Here is a 20,180-nt window from a genome sequence, read left to right on the forward strand (position 1 = left end):
CGTAAAATTTTTGTACGTTGAGCAAGCAAGCAATTGTAAATCACTATCAACAATCTGAGAATGTAAAACAGATTGTTCATCAGCTTCAACAAGAACAACACCATTTTCAACTAACGAATTTGGTCGGTTCTTCGTTGTCTTTTGTCATTTCCGAAACTTTTAAACAAGCCGATAAACCCTACTTGTTAATTTGTAACGATAAGGAAGAAGCTGCTTATTATCTAAACGATTTAGAGCAGTTATTGGGCGATAAAAACGTGTTGTTTTATCCGGGTTCGTATCGCAGACCGTATCAGATTGAAGAAACGGACAATGCCAATGTACTGCTACGTTCAGAGGTGTTAAACCGTATCAATTCTCGTAAAAAACCTGCGATTATTGTTACCTATCCTACTGCCCTGTTCGAAAAAGTGGTGACCAAAAAAGAGTTAGAAAAAAACACGCTAAAAGTGATGGTGGGCGAGCAAGTATCGCTCGATTTTGTCAACGAAGTACTGTTCGAATACCATTTTAAACGTGTTGATTTTGTGACCGAACCAGGAGAGTTTTCGGTACGTGGTGGAATTATTGATGTGTTTTCGTTTTCTCACGACGAACCCTATCGTATAGAGTTTTTTGGCGATGAGGTAGACAGCATCCGAACCTTTGATGTAGAAACGCAACTTTCTAAAGAAAAACTGAAGAAAGTGAGCATTATGCCGAATGTAGAAAACAAAACATTGCAGGAATCGCGAGAAAGTTTTTTAAAATACATATCGGCTAAAACGGCTGTTTTTGTGAAGAATGTAGACTTGTTAAGCGATTCATTAGACAAATTTTACCGAAAAGCAGAATTGTCGTTCAACGAACTCTCTACAGAAATCAAGCACGCAAAACCCGAAGAACTGTTTTGCAACGGCGAGTTAATTCGAAGCCAGTTACAAGATTTTATAACGGTTGACATCGGTAAAAACCTTCATTCTGAACGAAGAGAAGAATCTCATGAAGGTGTTCCAAGTATCAACTTCGATACCCACCCCCAACCGTCTTTCAACAAAAAATTCGACCTGTTAATTCAGAATTTCAACGAGTTTTCGGCAAAAGGATTTACCAACTATATTTTATGTTCTAACGAACAGCAAGCACAACGTTTCCACGATATTTTTGATGACCACGAAGAAAAGGTTTCTTATGAAACCATTGTGTTTCCGTTGTATCAAGGGTTTGTGGATATTGATAGCAAAATTGTTTGTTATACAGATCATCAAATCTTTGAGCGTTATTACAAATTCCGATTGAAAAACGGATACGCGAAAAAGCAATCCATCACCCTACAAGAGCTCACCAAATTAGACGTAGGTGATTATGTAACCCACATCGACCACGGAATTGGAAAGTTTGGCGGACTGCAAAAAATAGATGTAGAAGGCAAAAAACAGGAAGCCATCAAGTTAATTTATGGCGACCGTGATATTTTATACGTAAGTATTCACTCGCTACACAAAATTTCTAAATTCAACGGAAAAGACGGGAAACCGCCTAAAGTATATAAACTAGGGTCGAACGCTTGGAAAAAAGTCAAGCAAAAAACCAAAGCCCGCGTAAAACATATTGCGTTCAACTTAATTCAGTTATACGCAAAACGAAAACTACAAAAAGGATTTGCTTTCGGACCCGATACGCACATGCAACACGAGTTGGAAGCGAGTTTCTTATACGAAGACACGCCCGATCAGTTTTCTTCTACCCAAGAGGTAAAAGCCGATATGGAAAAAGAACAACCGATGGATCGTTTGGTATGTGGTGATGTTGGTTTTGGAAAAACAGAAATTGCCATCAGAGCCGCTTTTAAGGCGGTAGATAACGGAAAGCAGGTTGCGGTGCTCGTACCAACGACGGTTTTAGCATTTCAGCACTTTAAAATCTTTTCTAAGCGATTAAAAGACTTTCCGGTTACGATTGATTACCTAAACCGTTTTAGAACCACAAAACAGCGTAAAGGCGTGTTAGAAGGGATTGCTGATGGAAGTGTAGATATTGTAATAGGAACACACCAGTTAACCAATAAAGCAGTTCAGTTTAAAGATTTGGGATTATTGGTTATTGATGAGGAACAAAAATTTGGGGTAGCAGCGAAAGACAAACTAAAAACCATTAAAGAAAACGTAGATACGTTGACCTTAACGGCAACGCCAATTCCGCGTACTTTACAGTTCAGTTTGATGGCGGCGAGAGATTTATCGGTCATTAAAACACCACCACCTAACCGTCACCCCATAGAAACTAATGTAATTCGCTTTAGTGAAGAAACTATTCGCGATGCGATTTCGTACGAGGTTTCACGTGGAGGACAGGTGTTTTTTATCCATAATCGTATTGAAAACATCAAAGAAGTAGCAGGGTTGTTGCAACGTTTGGTACCAAGTGCTAAAATTGGTATTGGTCACGGACAAATGGAAGGAAAAAAGTTAGAAGAACTCATGCTAGGTTTTATGAACAATGAGTTTGATGTACTAGTTTCTACTACGATTATTGAAAGTGGATTGGATGTACCGAATGCGAATACGATTTTCATCAATAATGCCAACAATTTCGGACTGTCAGATTTACACCAAATGCGTGGTCGTGTAGGGCGTTCAAACAAAAAAGCCTTCTGTTATTTTATCACGCCACCGTATCATCATATGACCGACGATGCACGTAAACGAATTCAGGCATTAGAACTGTTTTCTGATTTAGGAAGCGGATTGAATATTGCCATGAAAGACTTGGAAATTCGTGGTGCTGGAGATTTACTAGGAGGGGAACAAAGCGGATTTATAAACGATATTGGGTTTGATACCTATCAGAAAATCTTACAAGAAGCCATTGAAGAATTGAAGGAAAATGAGTTTAAAGACTTATATCCTACGGATGAAAATGCACCAAAAGAGTATGTAAAAGAGGTGCAAATTGATACCGATTTTGAAATTCTGTTCCCAGATGATTATGTCAACTCAGTAACCGAACGTTTGAGTTTATACAACAAGTTAGGAACTTTAACTACGGAAGAGGAATTACAAACCTTTGAGACAGAAATTATCGATCGTTTTGGAGAATACCCAACCCAAGTAGCCGATTTATTAGACAGCGTTCGTATTAAATGGTTAGCGAAAGAACTAGGTTTAGAAAAGGTGATTTTAAAGCAAAAACGATTAATAGGATATTTTGTATCCGATCAGCAAAGTGCTTTTTATCAAACCGAAGCGTTTACCAAAATGTTGAGGTATGTACAGCAAAATCCGAAGAGTTGTGTAATGAAAGAAAAGAAAACCAAAAACGGATTGCGTTTACTTATCACATTTATTAAAATTGATAGTGTACATAAAGCGTTAGAAACCTTAAAAAAAGTGTAAAACGTCATCACTCGCAATGAAGGAACAAAGAAGTTGTCTGTTCGAGGGATTTTCACGATTAGAATGAGTGAAAATTGTATCGAGAACTAGTCTATACATCTCGATACAAATTTCTTCCTTCTATCGAAAAAGAAATTCACTCGATGTGACAATTAAGCTCGCAACCAAAATATGGGTATGCTCACTTAACAATTACGGAATAAAGAATTGTCATTTTTGTAAAAAGTAACTAATTCGGTGATAAACTTTAAAATGAAAGTATATTTTGTTTACATATTACAATGTTCAGATAAAAGCTATTATACAGGAGTGACTTCCAACCTTTCTCAACGAATATTTCAACACCAAAACGGAACTTTTAAAGATAGTTATACTTCAAAAAGAAGACCTGTTTCATTAGTTTTTTATTGTGAGTTTACCAACGTAGAAGTGGCTATTGAAAAAGAAAAACAAATAAAAAATGGTCTAGAGCAAAAAAAGAAGCTCTTATAAATAATGAGTTTGAAAAACTACCGAACTTAGCAAAGAAGAAGTTTAATAATTAAGATTTGTCAGTTCGAGTGGTTTTCACGATTAGAATGAGTGAAAACTGTATCGAGAACTAGTTTATATGCATCTCGATACAAATTTCTTTCCTCTATCGAAAAAGAAATTTACTCGATGTGACAATTAAATTCATAACCAGAAGATTGCTTCATTTTTACTTCGACTCCGCTCAGTGTCCATTCGCAATGTAAAAATTAACTATTTTGTTGATAAAATTTAAAATGAAAATATACTTTGTTTACATATTACAATGTTCAGACAAAACCTATTACACAGGAGTAACTTCCAACCTTTCTCAACGAATATTTCAACATCAAAATGGAACTTTTAAAGATAGTTATACTTCAAAAAGAAGACCTGTAGAATTAGTCTTTTATTGTGAATTTACTAATGTAGAAATGGCTATTGAAAAAGAAAAACAAATTAAAAAATGGTCAAGAGCAAAAAAAGGAAGCTCTTATAAATAATGAGTTTGAAAAACTACCTAATTTAGCAAAAAAGAAGTTTAATAGTTAAGATTGTCTGTTCGAGTGGTTTTCACGATTAGAATGAGTGAAAATTGTATCGAGAACTAGTTTATATGCATCTCGATACAAATTTCTTTTCTCTATCGAAAAAGAAATTCACTCGATGTGACAATTAAATTCATAACCAAAAGATTGCTTTATTTTCCACTTCGACTTCGCTTAGTGTCCATTCGTAATGACGAGAATGAACAAAACGTCATTTCGAGCGGTAGCGAGAAATCTCACTCAATGAAGTAACTCATATTCTTAAGATTTCTCCCTCTAGTTGAAATGACATACATTTACGCCCATGCAAACCAACCACGTAAAAAATATTTCAGGGTTATTATTAGCCACTTTTTTTATAAGTACTTCAAGTGTGTTGGGTAAGTATATTGCAATGCCTTCGGAAGTGATTGTTTGGTTTCGTTCAGTATTTGCCATGGTAGTTTTATATGCTTTTTGTCGGTTTAGAAAGATTGATTTAAAAATACAATCGAAAAGGCATGTGCTTCCGTTTATTATAGGTGGTGTTTTTATGGCAGCGCATTGGATTACCTATTTTTATGCTTTAAAACTATCTAATGTTGCAATCGGAATACTTTCTTTATATACCTTTCCGGTAATGATTGCTTTTTTAGAACCTTTGTTTTTAAAGGTAAAATTCAATCCGATTCATATAATTTTAGGCTTGTTAGTACTACTTGGGTTATACATTTTAGCACCAGAATTTGATATTAAAAACACGCAAGTACAAGGAGTTTTGTTTGGTTTACTTTCCGCATTGTGTTATGCTGTTAGAATTTTAATTTTAAAGCAATATGTACAGCAATATAACGGAGTGATGTTAATGTTTTATCAAACGGTAATTATTACCGTTTTATTGGTTCCTGTACTGTTTTTTATGGATATTTCAGGTTTTAGAGAGCAACTCCCCTATTTGTTACTATTAGGGTTGTTAACTACGGCTATCGGACATAGTTTAATGGTACATTCATTACAGTTTTTTTCTGCATCAACGGCAAGTATAATTAGTAGTATTCAACCTGTTTTCGGAATTTTGTTAGCGTTTATTTTTTTAAACGAAATCCCCACATGGAACACGTATGTTGGAGGAAGTTTGATTTTAACAACCGTAATTATTGAAAGTATTCGAAGTAGAAAAGGTTAGTGTAGTCTTTGCTGTTGTTGAATAATGGTTTTCATACTCACATCTTCATAATTTCTACGAACAAAAGTGAGTGCGCTATCTAAAACCTCTCCCATACCATCACTATCCCTAAAGTTAATATCACCTGTGAATTCAAAAATTTCAGACTTTAGCTTTTCAATATTTTTAGGAGTAGAAATATTATCAGATTTCATGGCAGTAAGCAAACGGTTTAATCGAGAACGTGAACCTAAAATTCTTTTAGCAACAATTGATCGCTCTTCTATTTGATATTGCTCAATAGACTCTGAAGTAAGCTTATCTCCTACTAGTTGAACGAGTTTTATGTTTTCTTTAAAAAATTGCGGATAATACACTTTAAACTTTCCTTCGTAACACTGTTGGTCAAAATCTATCGGACGAATTTTATACACAACATTTTCAAAATCGTGTGTGGGTACTACTACATAGTTATACGAACGCATGTCACCCAACAAACGAATCATACAACGTTCATTAAACTTTACAAACTCTTTGGCTAATTGCGCTTTTTCAATATCTAAACAATCCTCTAAATAATCGTTAATAAAAACATCACCTGGAATTCCTGATATATGTTCTTCTATCAAGGTGTCTTCATATACCAAAAAGTTTAAGTTATAAGGCGATAAAATATCCTCTAACTCCAGCCCGTAAATACGAGAAGCATCAGTTTTTTTTACGTAAAAATATGTGTAGTTATCATTTAAAATATTTCTAATTTTAATACGAAAAGGTTTAGAGTTACCAAATGTACAAAAGTCGATAGCATCAACATTTAGGTGTTTAATACTGGCATCAGAACCGTTAGAGTGTAAAATATTATATACCTTTTTAAGGTATAAATCAATTTCGGCTCGCTCAAACTCATTGTAAAAAACGCGTATCCATAAGGTATCATTATCGTGTTTATCATACACAGCAACTGCCCCTTGAAAACGTAACAAATCGTCATAAAAAATAGGAATTTTAATAGTTCTGTTATGCCTTTTTAAGTAGTTTCCTAGTTTTTTGTTAACAGGAAACGCTGGTTTTTTTTGTGATATGAGTTTATATTCTGACATTAAAAAGCCTTTTTTTTCAAAGATAATTCAATTTATTTTTTTGGAATAATATTTGTTGATTCTTAACAAAAACTACTTACTATGAAAAGCTACAAACTTACGATTCCAAAACCATGTCACGAAGATTGGAATACTATGACACCTAATGAAAAAGGAAAATTTTGCAGCTCTTGTGCAAAAACAGTCGTTGATTTTACCCAAAAATCATCAAAAGAAATTCAAGAATATTTACTAGCGAACAAAGGACAAAGAGTTTGTGGTCACTTTTACAGAAAGCAATTAGATAGTATTGTAATTCAGCTACCAGAAACAACTTTTTATCAACCGTTGACGTTTCAAAAACTGTTTATTTTATCGTTGTTATTTGTAATGGGAACTACGTTGTTTAGTTGTAAAACTGATAAAGGAAAAACACAAAAAATAGAAAAGGTTGAAATAATTAATTCTATTCCTAAAATTGAAATAACAATAGATTCTTTGAAGGTTGATAAAGACACAATTATTCAAAAAAAGAAACGTAAAGTTCCTCCACCGCCTTTAACAAAGGGAATATTTGTTGTAGATGATACTAAAATGAAACCATTATTTCAAAAAGATAGTGTTCCAGAAGTTGTAATTATGGGAGATATTGTTGAGGGTGAAATTGAAATAGAACCAAATGAACCGTACGCTTTTATTCAAGTTGATATCAAGCCTAAATTCAAAAACTCTAAAGTTAGTTTTGGAGAAGACATTAATCGTCTTATCGAAAAAAAACTTGATAATGATCTACTCAATAAACTTGAAGTATATAAAAAAAATGAAATAGCGTATGCACAATTTATAATAGACACGATGGGCAATATTTCTAACATAAAAACAAGAGCTCCAGGCCAAAAAGTAGAAGATTGGATAATAAACTTTGTTGAAGATTTACCCCAAATAATACCAGCAAAGATTGATGGAAAAAATGTAAATGTACGATATACATTACCGATTACTTTTGAAGTAGATTAAACTTCAAACATTTTTCCGGGTAAAGGTTTTATGGCTCCTTTCAACTCCATTTGAACTAAAATAGATGATAATTGATAGGTAGGAAGATTACAGTCTAATGCAATAACATCCAGTAACTGCTTACCATTTACTTGTAAATAATCATATATTTTTTGTTCGATTTCACTTAAGTCAACAAAAAGTTTGCTTTGAATGGGAGTCGAGGTTCTCGGTAGATCCCAGTTGAGCATTTTTACAATATCTTCAGCCGAAGTGAGTAAATGTGCCTGATTATTTTTAATAAGGTTGTTACAACCTTTGCTATACATATCAGTAGCTCTACCGGGTAGCGCAAAGACATCATGATTGTAAGAGTTGGCAATATCAGCAGTAACTAACGAGCCACCTTTTTCAGCAGATTCTATAATGATAGTTGCTTTTGAAAGCCCTGCTACAATACGATTTCGTTTTAAAAAGTTTTCTCTCATAGGTTGCTCATCGTGCCAAAACTCGGTAATAAAACCACCATTCTCATTCACTTGATGAATATATTTTTTATGAGTTTTCGGATAAATTTCATCTAACCCATGCGCTAATACAGCAATAGTTTGCAAGTTATTTTTTATTGCGGCTTTATGCGCAGAAATATCTACTCCGTAGGCAAATCCACTTACAATTATAGGATTATGTTCTTTTAAATCCTCAACTAGTTGATTGCAGAAATCGCGCCCGTAGGAACTCATTTTTCGAGTTCCCACAATTGAAATAATTTTATTGTTGTTGAGGTTGAGGTTTCCATCCTTAAAAAGTAAGATAGGAGCATCTATACAATGTTTCAAGTGTTGCGGGTAATCAGGCTCTAAAAAATAAGAAAAAGGAATGTTGTTTTGTTGAATATAGGCTAGCTCTTCTTCTGCTCTTTTTAGGTTGTTTTTATCAAAAAGATGTTGGGTTACGTGAGTTCCAATTCCGTTAATTTTATGTAGCGCATTTTTCTTTTCTAAAAACACTTGTTGAACACTACCTGTAGCGGTAATTAGCTTTTTTGCCAAAATATCACCTACGTTTTTGGTTGCTTGTAATCGTAGAATGGCTAGTAATTTTTCTGAGTTCATATAGCAATAATTTGAGTATCAATATACAAAAAACTGTTAATAAAAATTAAGAGATTACTTGAAAGTAATGGACTAAAAAGCTATATTTGTTCTTATGACATTAGCCAACTACATTAACGATTTATTATATAGATACGATTGCGTAATTGTTCCTAATTTTGGAGGGTTTGTAACCAATAAAATTGGTGCTAGAGTAAATACTACTACACACACTTTTTACCCACCCAAAAAACAACTTACATTTAATGCGTATTTACAGCATAATGATGGTTTATTGGCTAATTATATAGCTTCAAGTAAAAATATCTCTTTTGAAGAAGCTGTTGCTTTCATTGCTGAAGAAGTTACGAAATGGAATGAGAAATTTGAAACGACAAGTGTTACTGTTGCTTCTGTAGGAAGTTTATCTTTAAACGAAGCTAAACAAGTTGTTTTCGAACCTAACCCAACTAGTAATTTTTTAACGGAATCTTATGGATTAGCTGAGGTTTCAACACCATCTGTAGAGAGAGTAAAAGAAGTAACAATTAAGTCGTTAGCCACTACAGCCACTGAAGAAAATAAAAAAACAATTCCGTTATATGTAAGAAGAGCTGCAGCAGCGGCTGTTTTTGTGGGAATTGCTTATGTGGGTTGGAATGGCGTTCAAAATCAGGAACAGCAGAAGGTACTAGCAAACCAAGAAAAAGCTGTTGAGAAGAAAATTCAATCAGCAACTTTTGTAATCGATAATCCGTTACCAACCATTAACTTAAACGTTAGTAAAGAAGCTAGAAATTTTCATATCATAGCAGGAGCTTTTCAAGAAGAGCACAATGCTGAAAATAAGTTAGCTGAACTACAAGATAAAGGTTATGATGCTTCTATAGTTGGAAAGAATGGATTAGGCTTAACTCAAGTAGCTTTTGCGAGTTATGCAACAAGGGATGAAGCTAGAAAAGCCTTAGGAATTATTAAAGAATCAGTAAGTGAAGACGCTTGGTTATTGACCAAATAAACTGCATTTATTCTAGGTAGATTTTTTTGTTGCTGTATCTTTGCAGCAAAATTTAATTGATGAGAGCAAAATCACCAAAAGAATCGTTAACTGTACTTACCGATTTAGTTTTACCAGGAGAAACAAATTATTTAGATAACCTTTTTGGAGGAGAATTATTAGCTCGTATGGATAGAGCTTGTAGTATCGCTGCACGACGTCATTCGAGAAGAATTGTAGTAACCGCCTCTGTAAACCATGTAGCATTTACGAAATCGGTGCCTGTAGGAAGCGTGGTAACTTTAGAAGCAAAGGTTTCACGTGCTTTTAAATCATCAATGGAAATTTATGTAGATGTTTGGATTGAAGACCGTCAATCAGGTGAAAAAACAAAAGTAAATGAAGGAATTTACACATTTGTTGCCGTTGATGAAACTGGTAAACCAGTGCCAATTCCTCAAATTGAACCAGAAACCGAATTAGAGAAAAAACGTTATGAAGCAGCGTTGCGAAGAAAGCAATTAAGCTTGGTTTTAGCAGGTAAAATGGATCCTAAGGAAGCTATAGAGTTGAAGTCTATTTTTATAGATTAAAACAGGTTATATTTCATCTACATTGCCGCTTTCAGATAAGAAAATGGCAATGTCTTTTGTTTTCTCAAACTGAGAAAAGATAATAATCATAATTACTGTAATAGGTACAGAAAGTATCATTCCTGTAATTCCCCAAATTTCTCCCCAAAGAGCTAAAGAAAGTATGGTGACTAACGGACTTAAGTTCAGTGACTTTCCGAAAACTCTAGGTTCTACAATATTACCAACCACTACTTGAATATTACCTACTGCAAACAATACAATTAAAAAAGGAGGAAATTCTCCAAATTGAATTAAACAAAATATGGCAGGAAATGCAGTTGCTACAAGTGAACCGATAGTAGGGATGTAATTCAGTAAAAAGATAAGAAATGCCCAAAATGGAGCACCGTCTACTCCTACTAATAACAAAACAAAATAACTAAGTATACCTGTTAATAAACTTACGTAGGTTTTTAGTCGTAAATAGTTTGAAATAGAGTCTTCAATCTTTTTTAAGATAGACTGAAAGCTTTTAGAGTTGTTTTGAGAACTCATAAATACCTTTTGTAATTTCTTTTTAAAATTACTTTCCTCTAAGAAGATAAATAAGGCATAAATAATAATCATAAAGGTGTTACCTAGCAAACTGCTAATTCCGTTTGCTATATCGCCTAAAACAGAGCCATAATCAAAGTCTCCAACAACAGATTGTAACGACTTGATAATATCTATGTGAAAATATGCGTCTAAACGTTTTATAATAGCATCAACATTAGGTTCATATTTTGAGTAAGAAGTGGTTAAGTTAGAAATACTATTGGTAATTATTTCTGAAACAAAACCAAACCCTAAAATAATGAATGTAAAAACAAATACATTACTTAACCAAAACGGGATAAACCGTTTGGCAAAGGGGATTTTGTATATGGTTTTGCGGATTTCACGAGTTAAAAACCAAAAAATTAGTGCAAAAACAAAAGGAATTAAAATCCCTTTTCCAATAACCAACGTTGCAATGATAGCTACGGTTACAATAATAAAGTTTGATGCGTTTTTCACACGTTTAAATTTTGATTACAATTTAAAAATAAAATTTATTAATGTTCTTGTTTTGGGGTTATGAACGAATCCATTTAGCAGGATTCAGTCGGTTTTTGTTTTTATATAGCATAAAACTAAGTTGTGTTTTACCCGTTACTTTGTTAGTAAATACCTTACCTAACTTATCACCAGTTTTAACAACATCACCTTTTTTAACGTATACTTCTTTTAATTTGTTATATGCAGAAATGTAATTACCGTGCTGTACTAAAACTGATTTTCTACCATCAGAATGTAATTGAATAACCAATACTTTTCCGTTAAAAATACTTTTTACATCGGTGTTTGCTTTGGTAGCAATGTATAATCCGTGACTATTGATACTGATTCCGGGAAATGTAGGGTGTGGTTGCACTCCATATTTTCGTGTAATTACGCCTTTTACTGGCCAAGGTAAATTACCTCTATTTTGTTCAAAGTTGGCGAGCAAAGCTTTTTCTTCAGCATTTAAAATAAAACCGGAACTTTTAGTTTTACCTTTCGTTGTTTTTTTACCCTTATTTGCTTTAGCAATAGCATCTCTAATTAACTTATCAATTTTGGCAGCAATTCTTTTTTCTTCTCGTTGTTTTTTCTGTAAATCACTTTTATATTTTTTTTCTTCTTTTTTAATTTTAGAAATGAGTTTCTCTTGGTGTTTTTTATCACCTTCAATTTCTTTTTTCTGACTTTTCTCGTCAGAAAGTAAAGCTTCTTTTGATTTTTTTTGCGCAGTTAACGAGTCGTTTAATTGTTCTACTTCTTTTGCTTTAACTATAATTTCTTCTCCTTGTTTTTTCCTAAAGTCTTTATATTGCTGCATATACTTTAGCCGCTTGTAAGCTTGATAAAAGCTTTCTGAAGACAACAAAAACATAGTTTTGCTTTGTTGCGATTTGCTTTTGTATGACTTTACTACCATGTCTCGGTAGTCATTTTTCAAGTTCTCTAACTTGTCATTATATTTTTTTAATTGTCGCTCGTTTGAATTGATTTCTTTTGAAAGTAATTTAGCTTCTAACTCAATAGTTTTAATTAAACGCTCTCTAACACTTATTTTTTGATTTAAGTCTTTTAAATCATCTAAAGCGCTGCTCTTTTTTTTCTTTGTTTTAAATAATAGGTTGTTAACTTGCTCTATTTCATTTTTAAGTTTTTTTCGCCTATTTTCAAGCTCTTTCCTACTTTGAGCAAAAGAAGAAATTCCTACAAAAAACAGGCATAAAAAAGAGATGTAAAAAACAGGGTACTTCATAATTATAGTTTAATTTCTTTGTATCCGCTAGGGATATTAAAATTTACATTAAGCTTAGTGTCATATTCTACTGACCGAGTAGTTATATCAATAATAGTAAATTTATTTTTTTCTTTAGCCTTTATGTTAATCTTCTCAGGGAAAAAAGTAGTGTTCTTCTTATGATATTTTGGGTAACTAATAGCTAAACGTTGATCTTTTAACGAGTTTACTATTAATTGCTTGTTTAGTTTAAAATGTTGAGGGTTTACATAAAAAAACAAGTCGAATAAAGTAGGTTGTTTTTTTGGCGATAATTGATACGATTTTTCTTGAACTTGAACTTCTTGTCGTTCAGACTTTACATCCATTAAAGCTTCACCTAATAACATGCTTTGTAATTGTTGGAAATTAATATCAGTTCCTAATAATTTTTTTAGCATTAGAAAGTCACCATCGAAATAATTCTTTTCATACGGAGAATAAAATTGCACTTTTGTTGGGGTAATTTTAGCTTTAAAAATAGAGATGATTTTGGTTCCCTTTAACCAAATAACTTCATCTTTTTTAATTTTCATTCGTACCGAAAACCCTAAGCTTTCTTTGTTGTTCTTGTAATTAACTTTTAAACGAGCATCTACCGTTTTTTTGTCAAAACTTGTGGCAATATGTTTTTTAGCTACTTTTCGTGCCGATAATTCTTTAATGACGGTACTACCAGTGACGTTTTTGGTAGATTTACAAGAGGTTAAACCTAAAAATAATATAAGTAATAAAGTGGTATATTTCATAAAACTTGTACTAAGGAAACTTATTTTAAAATCTTTTCAGCTTTGTTTTTGTAAGAATTGGCTTTTTTAACATTGTTCAACCCTTGATAAGCTTTTGATATTTCTAAGTAAAATTTGGCTTCTATTTCATTATTATCAATAACAAAATCAATGCCGTTTTGTAAGGTTTCTAACGCTTTTTTATAATCTCTATTGTTATTAAGTGCCTTTCCATTCATTAAATATACAAAAGGTTGCGCAGGAAAAAGAGCTAAACCCTCTTCACTGTATTTTAATAAATCAAGATTATTATCATCAGCTAATTTATCCAATAAAGCTTTTAAACTTCCATAGGATTTTTCTTTTTCAAAAAGCGATTTAGCATCGAGGCTTTCTGTAACTTTTTTAGGCTGTACTTTGGTTATTTTTTGAAGATTTATTTTTCTTTCGATAGAGCGAAGTCTGGCATTTAATAATTTAGCTTTTTTTAATTCAGCCAACACTTTTTCAGCAGAGATTACATCTTTGTTTTGAAGATGTAAAAAAACAAGTAACTGTTTTTTCTTTGGGTATATTGCAGCTATCTTTTGTTGTGTAAGAATAGCATCATTAAAATCAGCTAATTTTCTTAAAATAAATACCTTGTGCTCAAGTAACCAAACATTATTAGGCTCTACTTTTAAGGCTAAATCAATATAGGTTAAAGCTTCAGGGTTTCTGCCTAATTTTTCATAGTTTTTAGAAAGTTCAAACAAAACAGCTTTATTGTTTGGAAATATTGTGTTACACTTTTCTAGGTTTTGTATAGCTTTTTGGTAATTAAAAATAGCTTTGTCTGAAAGTGCTTTAAAAAAATATTGTTGAAATTCAGTATTGTTTTTTTCAGCAATGTTAACCGCAGCAGGAATACTATCTTGAGCGTTTAGAAAGAAAGAAAAGAGAAGAAATATAAAGGACAATACCGTTTCAGAAAAAAAACTTTTTCCTTTTCTTTCTTTCTTCTCTTCTCTTGAAATTTTATGTAAGTTCTGTATAATCACCTATACTTACTGATGTATAATTAGCATTGTATTTTACATGATTACCAATCATAGCGTTATCTAAATTGGCATTTGAAATACGAACATTTGTTTGAATTAAAGAGTTTGTTATTGTTGAGTTTTCAACGATACTATTTTCACCAATTGAAACAAAAGGACCTATTTTAGTGTTTTTCAACACTACATTTTTTCCAACATAACAGGGCTGAATAATTTCAGCGTTCTCTAATACAACGCTTTCAGCTACTAAATTGTTGCCATCAGCTTGCTCAAAACCTAAAACTTGCTTGTTGGTATCTACTGTTGGGTCTTTTTTACCACAATCCATCCAAGTATTTACTTTTCCAGGAATAAATTTAGCTCCCTTCACTTTTAGAGCTTCTAAAGCTTCGGTTAATTGATACTCACCAGAAGGTCTAATATCATTATCAATTAAATATTTTATTTCTTCCAGTAATTTATCAGCATCTTTAAAATAATAAATACCAATAATGGCTAAATCAGAGACAAATTCTTTTGGTTTTTCAACAAAATCAGTAATAAAACCATCTTTTAATTTTACTACACCAAAAGCACTAGGATCTTCCACTTGCTTTACCCAAATAGCTCCATCAGCGTTAGCATCTAATGTAAAATCAGCCTTAAATAACGTATCAGCAAAAGCCACCACACAAGAACCACCTAATGATTCTTTAGCACAATAAATAGCGTGAGCAGTTCCTAATGCTTCTTCTTGCACGTATACAGAACCTTTTGCACCTAAATTTTCGGCTATTTTTATTAATCTATCTTTTGTATCTGCAGGAAACCCTTTAGCGGCAGGTCCAATTATAAAAGCAATTTCCTCTATAGGTTGATCTACAACAGAAGTAATATCTTCTACTAATCGTTGTACAATTGATTTACCAGCAATAACGGTTAATGGCTTAGGAGTAGTTAATGTATGAGGTCTTAAACGAGACCCAATTCCTGCCATTGGTACTATAATCTTCATATTCTTTCTTTTCGTTTTTAACGGTGCAATATACCATTAATAACGCAGTGAAAAAAGTTACAGCCCTTTTGGGATAGCTTCTATTAAAGTTTGAGTATATTTTGTCTTTGGATGTTGATAAATTTCGTCAGCATCAGCTATCTCCTCTACTCTACCTTTGTTCATCACAACCAACTTATCTGCCATGTATTTTACCACAGATAAATCATGAGAAATAAAAATATAGGTGAAGTTAAATTCTGTTTTTAATTGATTTAATAAGTTTAATACTTGTGCTTGTACTGATACATCGAGTGCAGAAACCGATTCGTCACAAATAATTAGTTTTGGTTGTAAAGCTATAGCACGAGCAATTCCTATACGTTGACGTTGTCCGCCGGAAAATTCATGTGGATAACGATTAAAATGAGTTGCTTCCAAGCCTACTTTTTTTAACAAGTTGCACACATATTCTTTTCGCTCTTTATTAGAACCTAAAATTTTATGAACTTTCATTGGTTCTAAAATAGTATTACCAATAGTAATTCTTGGGTTTAATGAAGAAAACGGATCTTGAAAGATGATTTGAATTTCTTTTCGAAGTTTTTTAAATTCAGATTTAGAAAGTTTAGTAATGTCTACTCCCTTGTATAAAATACTTCCCAAAGTAGCTTTTTCTAGTTGTAAAATAGTTCTACTCAAGGTCGTTTTTCCGCAACCACTCTCTCCTACTAGTCCTAAAGTTTCACCTTCATAAATTTTAAAAGACACATCATTCACCGCTTTTATCACAGTTGGTTTTGAAAACCATGAAGCATTACTGATAAAATCTTTATGTAAATTAACGATTTCTAACAGTGGAGGTTGGGTATATATTTTTTGATGAAAAGCAGTACGCTCTTCATCTGTATAAATTGTAGAATCAATAGTTTCATTGATAAAATCGTAAACAGTAGGTAAAGTTTTGAGTCGTTTCTTTGTATTAGGTTTTGAGTTGATTAAAGCTTTTGTATAATTTTCTTGTGGATGTAAAAAAACATGATTAGCACTTCCCTTCTCTACTATTTTTCCTTTATGCATTACCACAACAGAATCTGCAATTTCAGAAACTAATGCTAAATCGTGTGAAATAAAAATAATTCCCATTTCAAATTCTTGTTGTAATTCTTTTAATAAAGAAATAATCTCTTTTTGTACCGTCACATCTAGCGCTGTTGTAGGCTCATCAGCAATAAGTAATTGAGGTTGACAAGCAATAGCCATAGCAATCATTACCCGCTGCTTTTGTCCGCCACTTATTTGATGCGGATACGAATTATAAATAACTTCGGGTCTTGGAAGCTTTACTTTAGAAAATAATGAGATTACTTCTTCTTTAATTTCATGATTAGATAATTGTGTATGCTGTTGTAGCATTTCAGCAACCTGGACACCACAAGTTAATGTAGGATTTAGAGAACTCATAGGTTCTTGAAAAATCATGGCAATTTTTTTACCACGTATTTTTTGAAAATCCTGTTCATTAAAATCTAATAAAGATTCATGGTTAAAAAGTAGTTCACCCTTTACAGTAGCAGTTTTAGGTAGTAATCCTAAAATAGCTAAGGAACTTATTGATTTTCCGCTACCACTCTCTCCTACAATTCCTAGTGTTTTGTTTTTCTGAACATTAAAAGAAATTTGCTGAACAACAGGTGGAGAGTCTTTAAAGGATATTTCTAAGTTTTTAACTTCAAGCATTAATTATAAATTTTAATAAAAATACAATTAATATTTTCCATTTCTTTTCTCAAGAAGAAGGTTTTTGCCATAACTGTTTGATAGTAAGTAATAAAAAAACATTTTTTTTCTTTCCTAGAAAACCTAGTGTTTAGCTGGGATAAAAGAGTATTTTGTTTTATAAAACAAACATAAACAGTTAATTAACTATCTAAAAAGTATCTTTTTTTGTCTTTTTTTATATATTTGTCAATGTTTTAACAAATAATTAAGAATTTGTATTAAGGATAACAGCCTTGGAAAGACTCTTAAATTTTATTAACTCAATTAAAAACCCTTCAAAAATGAAAAACAAAATTACCCTAGCACTTATGTGTTTATTTTTTGTTGGTGCTTTGTATGCCCAAGAAAAAAGAAACTGTCACTCAATGGAAAATCTTGAGTACAGACAATCCCTCAATCCTTCTTTAAAAAGTAAAATGCAAGAAATTGAGTCCTTTACTCAAAAAAGGCTTGCAGAAAAGAAAAATTATCAAGGAAAAATAGTTGGAGATATTATCCAAATTCCAGTAGTTGTACACGTTATTTATAGTAATTCACAAGAAAATATCAGTGTGGCACAAATTCAATCGCAACTTGATGTTTTGAATGAAGATTACCGTAGAACAAACTCTGATGCAACCAATAAATGGTCACAAGCAGCAGATACACAGATAGAGTTCTATTTAGCTCAAGTTGATCCAAATGGTAATCCAACAAATGGAATTACAAGAAAATCATCATCTAAAACTTCATGGGGAACTAATGACGCAATGAAAAAGTCATCTCAAGGAGGAGTAGACCCATGGGATACTTCTGAGTACCTTAACATGTGGGTATGTAATATTGGAGGTGGAATATTAGGATATGCCCAGTTCCCCGGAGGTAGTGCTGCTACTGATGGAGTAGTGATGGGACCTCAATATTTTGGAAGCTCAGATAAAGGTTCAGGTTTCTATTTATCATCTCCATTTGACAAAGGAAGAACAACAACACACGAAGTAGGTCACTTTTTAAACCTTAGACATATCTGGGGAGATGGTGGTTGTGGTGTTGATGATTTTGTTTCTGATACTCCAGAATCTGATGCCGCAAACTACGGATGTGCTTCAAGTCACTCTTCTTGTGGATCAGCAGATATGGTTGAAAACTATATGGATTACTCAGACGATACTTGTATGAACCTTTTCACCCTAGGACAAAAAAATAGAATGCGTGCTGTTTTAGAATCAGGAGGTGTACGTAGAAGTTTAGCTTTATCTGATAAAACAGGAGGTTCTACTTCATGTACAGCAACGGTACCAACAGGAGTAACTGTATCTGGTGTTACTTCATCAGAAGCATCAGTTTCTTGGACAGCAGTTTCAGGAGCTACTTATGACGTAAGATACCGTCAAACCGGAACTTCATCTTGGACAACCAACGCAGTTTCAGGAACATCAACATCTTTAAGTGGATTATCAGCTTTAACTGAGTATGAAGTACAAGTACGTAGTAAATGTTCTGATGGATCTAATTCAGCATATAGTGCTTCTTCAACTTTTACTACTCCTGAAGTTACACTTTCTTATTGTTCTTCAAAAGGAAATAGTGTTTCTGATGAACATATCGGAAGAGTACAATTAGGAACTATTGATAATAGTACAGGAGGAGGAAATGGTTATTCAGACCATACAGCCATTTCAACAAACTTAGCAAAAGGAACTGCTCATACAATTACCATTACACCAACTTGGACAGGAACAGTATACAATGAAGGATATGGTGTTTGGATTGACTATAATCAAGATGGAGATTTTTCTGATTCAGGAGAAACAGTTTGGACAAAATCGGCATCTAAAGATACGCCAGTTAGTACATCTTTTACAGTGCCAGCTACAGCTACAGATGGAGCAACAAGAATGCGTATAGTTTTAAAATATAATGCAACTCCAACGGCATGTGAAGCTTCTTTTTCATACGGAGAAGTAGAAGATTATACAGTAGTAATCGGAGCAGGAACAACAGACACAACAGCACCAACAGCGCCAACAAACTTAGCTGCATCTAGTGTAACACAGACTTCGTTAACGTTAAACTGGTCAGCATCTACTGATAACGTTGGAGTAACTGGTTACGATGTTTACCAAGGAACTACAAATATTGGATCTGTAACAGGAACTACAATGAATGTAACAGGGTTAACAGCAGCTACTACTTATACTTTCTCAGTAAGAGCAAAAGATGCTGCAGGAAATATTTCATCTTCTAGTAGCGCAATAAATGTAACAACGTTTTCAAACTCAGTTTCATACTGTGACTCAAAAGGAAATAACTCTTCTTATGAATGGATTGATAATGTAGAGTTAGGAGGAATGACCAATGCAACTGGAGATAATGGAGGATATGCAGATTTTACTTCTAAAACAGCAACTTTAGCAGTAGGAAGCTCAAACCAAATGACTGTTAGCGCAGGGTTTAGTAGTTCTTCATATACAGAACATTGGGCTGTTTGGATTGATTTTAACCAAAATGGAACATTTGAAAGCAGTGAAAAAGTAGTAACAGGGTCTTCATCAAGTGCAAATAACTTAACTTCTACTGTAGATGTACCTGCAGGAGCAACTTTAGGAACAACAAGAATGCGTGTTTCTATGAAATATAACGCTGCTCAAACAGCTTGTGAAACATTTACTTATGGAGAAGTAGAAGACTATACGGTAAATATTGTTTCTAGTACAAGACAAGAATCTTCAGCTAGTATAAATGGAGAAAGATTAGGTAATGAAAACAGCTTAGACTTAATGGCATACCCTAACCCAGCAGTAGACTTTATACAAGTAAAATTAGCCTCTAGAGCTGATAATATGACTTATAAAATTGTAAATACCATTGGTAGAGTAATGAAAGAAGGTCGCTTAAATTCTTCAAACATCGATGTTTCTAAACTAAATACAGGTATGTATATTTTACAAGTTAATGATGGTCAAAAACTACTAACGACTAAAGTATTTAAAAAATAAATT

14 protein-coding genes and 2 pseudogenes are annotated in these 20,180 nt (G+C 32.9%); 8 read left to right on the top strand and 8 right to left on the bottom strand.

Translation table 11 applies throughout. The features are described from left to right. Positions 1 to 17 precede the first annotated feature (17 nt). From mfd to MK851_RS01700, 4 genes and pseudogenes are all read left to right on the top strand, one after another. Positions 18 to 3,374, top strand: a complete 3,357-nt coding sequence (gene mfd / locus MK851_RS01685) for a transcription-repair coupling factor (RefSeq protein ID WP_320240881.1) — start codon at positions 18 to 20, stop codon at positions 3,372 to 3,374. A 252-nt stretch (positions 3,375 to 3,626) separates the two neighbouring features. Next, positions 3,627 to 3,919: pseudogene (locus MK851_RS01690) on the top strand (GIY-YIG nuclease family protein). Positions 3,920 to 4,141: 222 nt separating this feature from the next. Further along, a pseudogene (locus MK851_RS01695) lies at positions 4,142 to 4,436 on the top strand (GIY-YIG nuclease family protein). Between the two features lie 300 nt (positions 4,437 to 4,736). Continuing rightward, on the top strand, positions 4,737 to 5,597 hold the full coding sequence (locus MK851_RS01700) for a DMT family transporter (protein WP_320240883.1): 861 nt from the start codon (positions 4,737 to 4,739) through the stop codon (positions 5,595 to 5,597). Here MK851_RS01700 and MK851_RS01705 read toward each other — a convergent pair. Continuing rightward, positions 5,594 to 6,679, bottom strand: a complete 1,086-nt coding sequence (locus MK851_RS01705; protein ID WP_320240885.1) for a hypothetical protein — start codon at positions 6,677 to 6,679, stop codon at positions 5,594 to 5,596. The genes MK851_RS01700 and MK851_RS01705 overlap by 4 nt on opposite strands. Positions 6,680 to 6,760: 81 nt before the next feature. On the opposite strand from MK851_RS01705, the gene MK851_RS01710 reads away from it, so the two are divergent. Beyond that, positions 6,761 to 7,675, top strand: coding sequence for a hypothetical protein (locus MK851_RS01710; protein WP_320240887.1), 915 nt, complete (start codon positions 6,761 to 6,763; stop codon positions 7,673 to 7,675). Here the strand turns inward: MK851_RS01710 and dprA are convergent. Continuing rightward, entirely contained in the window at positions 7,672 to 8,769 is a 1,098-nt protein-coding gene (dprA, locus tag MK851_RS01715) for a DNA-processing protein DprA (RefSeq protein WP_320240889.1), read from the bottom strand. The genes MK851_RS01710 and dprA overlap by 4 nt on opposite strands. A 94-nt stretch (positions 8,770 to 8,863) precedes the next feature. Between dprA and MK851_RS01720 the strand changes: the two genes are divergently transcribed. Together MK851_RS01720 and MK851_RS01725 are read left to right on the top strand one after the other, a co-directional pair. Then, on the top strand, positions 8,864 to 9,766 hold the full coding sequence (locus MK851_RS01720; RefSeq protein WP_320240891.1) for an SPOR domain-containing protein: 903 nt from the start codon (positions 8,864 to 8,866) through the stop codon (positions 9,764 to 9,766). 59 nt (positions 9,767 to 9,825) lie between these two features. Next, positions 9,826 to 10,338: an acyl-CoA thioesterase gene (locus tag MK851_RS01725; RefSeq protein WP_303504979.1), complete on the top strand. Its 513-nt coding sequence runs from the start codon at positions 9,826 to 9,828 to the stop codon at positions 10,336 to 10,338. A 6-nt stretch (positions 10,339 to 10,344) separates the two neighbouring features. Here MK851_RS01725 and MK851_RS01730 read toward each other — a convergent pair whose 3' ends face one another. The 6 genes from MK851_RS01730 to MK851_RS01755 are packed head-to-tail and all read right to left on the bottom strand — an operon-like array spanning position 10,345 to position 17,157. Beyond that, positions 10,345 to 11,379 (bottom strand): AI-2E family transporter, encoded by a 1,035-nt coding sequence (locus MK851_RS01730; protein ID WP_320240893.1) that lies wholly within the window; start codon positions 11,377 to 11,379, stop codon positions 10,345 to 10,347. A gap of 58 nt (positions 11,380 to 11,437) precedes the next feature. After that, on the bottom strand, positions 11,438 to 12,655 hold the full coding sequence (locus MK851_RS01735) for a murein hydrolase activator EnvC family protein (protein WP_320240896.1): 1,218 nt from the start codon (positions 12,653 to 12,655) through the stop codon (positions 11,438 to 11,440). Positions 12,656 to 12,657: 2 nt separating this feature from the next. Continuing rightward, positions 12,658 to 13,425 (bottom strand): DUF4292 domain-containing protein, encoded by a 768-nt coding sequence (locus MK851_RS01740; protein ID WP_320240898.1) that lies wholly within the window; start codon positions 13,423 to 13,425, stop codon positions 12,658 to 12,660. A 20-nt stretch (positions 13,426 to 13,445) separates the two neighbouring features. After that, positions 13,446 to 14,444 (bottom strand): tetratricopeptide repeat protein, encoded by a 999-nt coding sequence (locus MK851_RS01745; RefSeq protein WP_303504987.1) that lies wholly within the window; start codon positions 14,442 to 14,444, stop codon positions 13,446 to 13,448. Further along, positions 14,422 to 15,438, bottom strand: a complete 1,017-nt coding sequence (locus MK851_RS01750) for a sugar nucleotidyltransferase (protein WP_320240900.1) — start codon at positions 15,436 to 15,438, stop codon at positions 14,422 to 14,424. The genes MK851_RS01745 and MK851_RS01750 overlap by 23 nt, the downstream gene beginning before the upstream one ends. Positions 15,439 to 15,495: 57 nt before the next feature. After that, positions 15,496 to 17,157 (bottom strand): ABC transporter ATP-binding protein, encoded by a 1,662-nt coding sequence (locus tag MK851_RS01755; protein ID WP_320240902.1) that lies wholly within the window; start codon positions 17,155 to 17,157, stop codon positions 15,496 to 15,498. 323 nt (positions 17,158 to 17,480) lie between these two features. Between MK851_RS01755 and MK851_RS01760 the strand changes: the two genes are divergently transcribed. After that, positions 17,481 to 20,177 (top strand): GEVED domain-containing protein, encoded by a 2,697-nt coding sequence (locus tag MK851_RS01760; protein WP_320240904.1) that lies wholly within the window; start codon positions 17,481 to 17,483, stop codon positions 20,175 to 20,177. Positions 20,178 to 20,180: the final 3 nt, after the last annotated feature.

The organism is Tenacibaculum sp. 1B UA (assembly GCF_033978845.1).
In the GTDB taxonomy this organism is placed as follows: Bacteria; Bacteroidota; Bacteroidia; order Flavobacteriales; family Flavobacteriaceae; genus Polaribacter.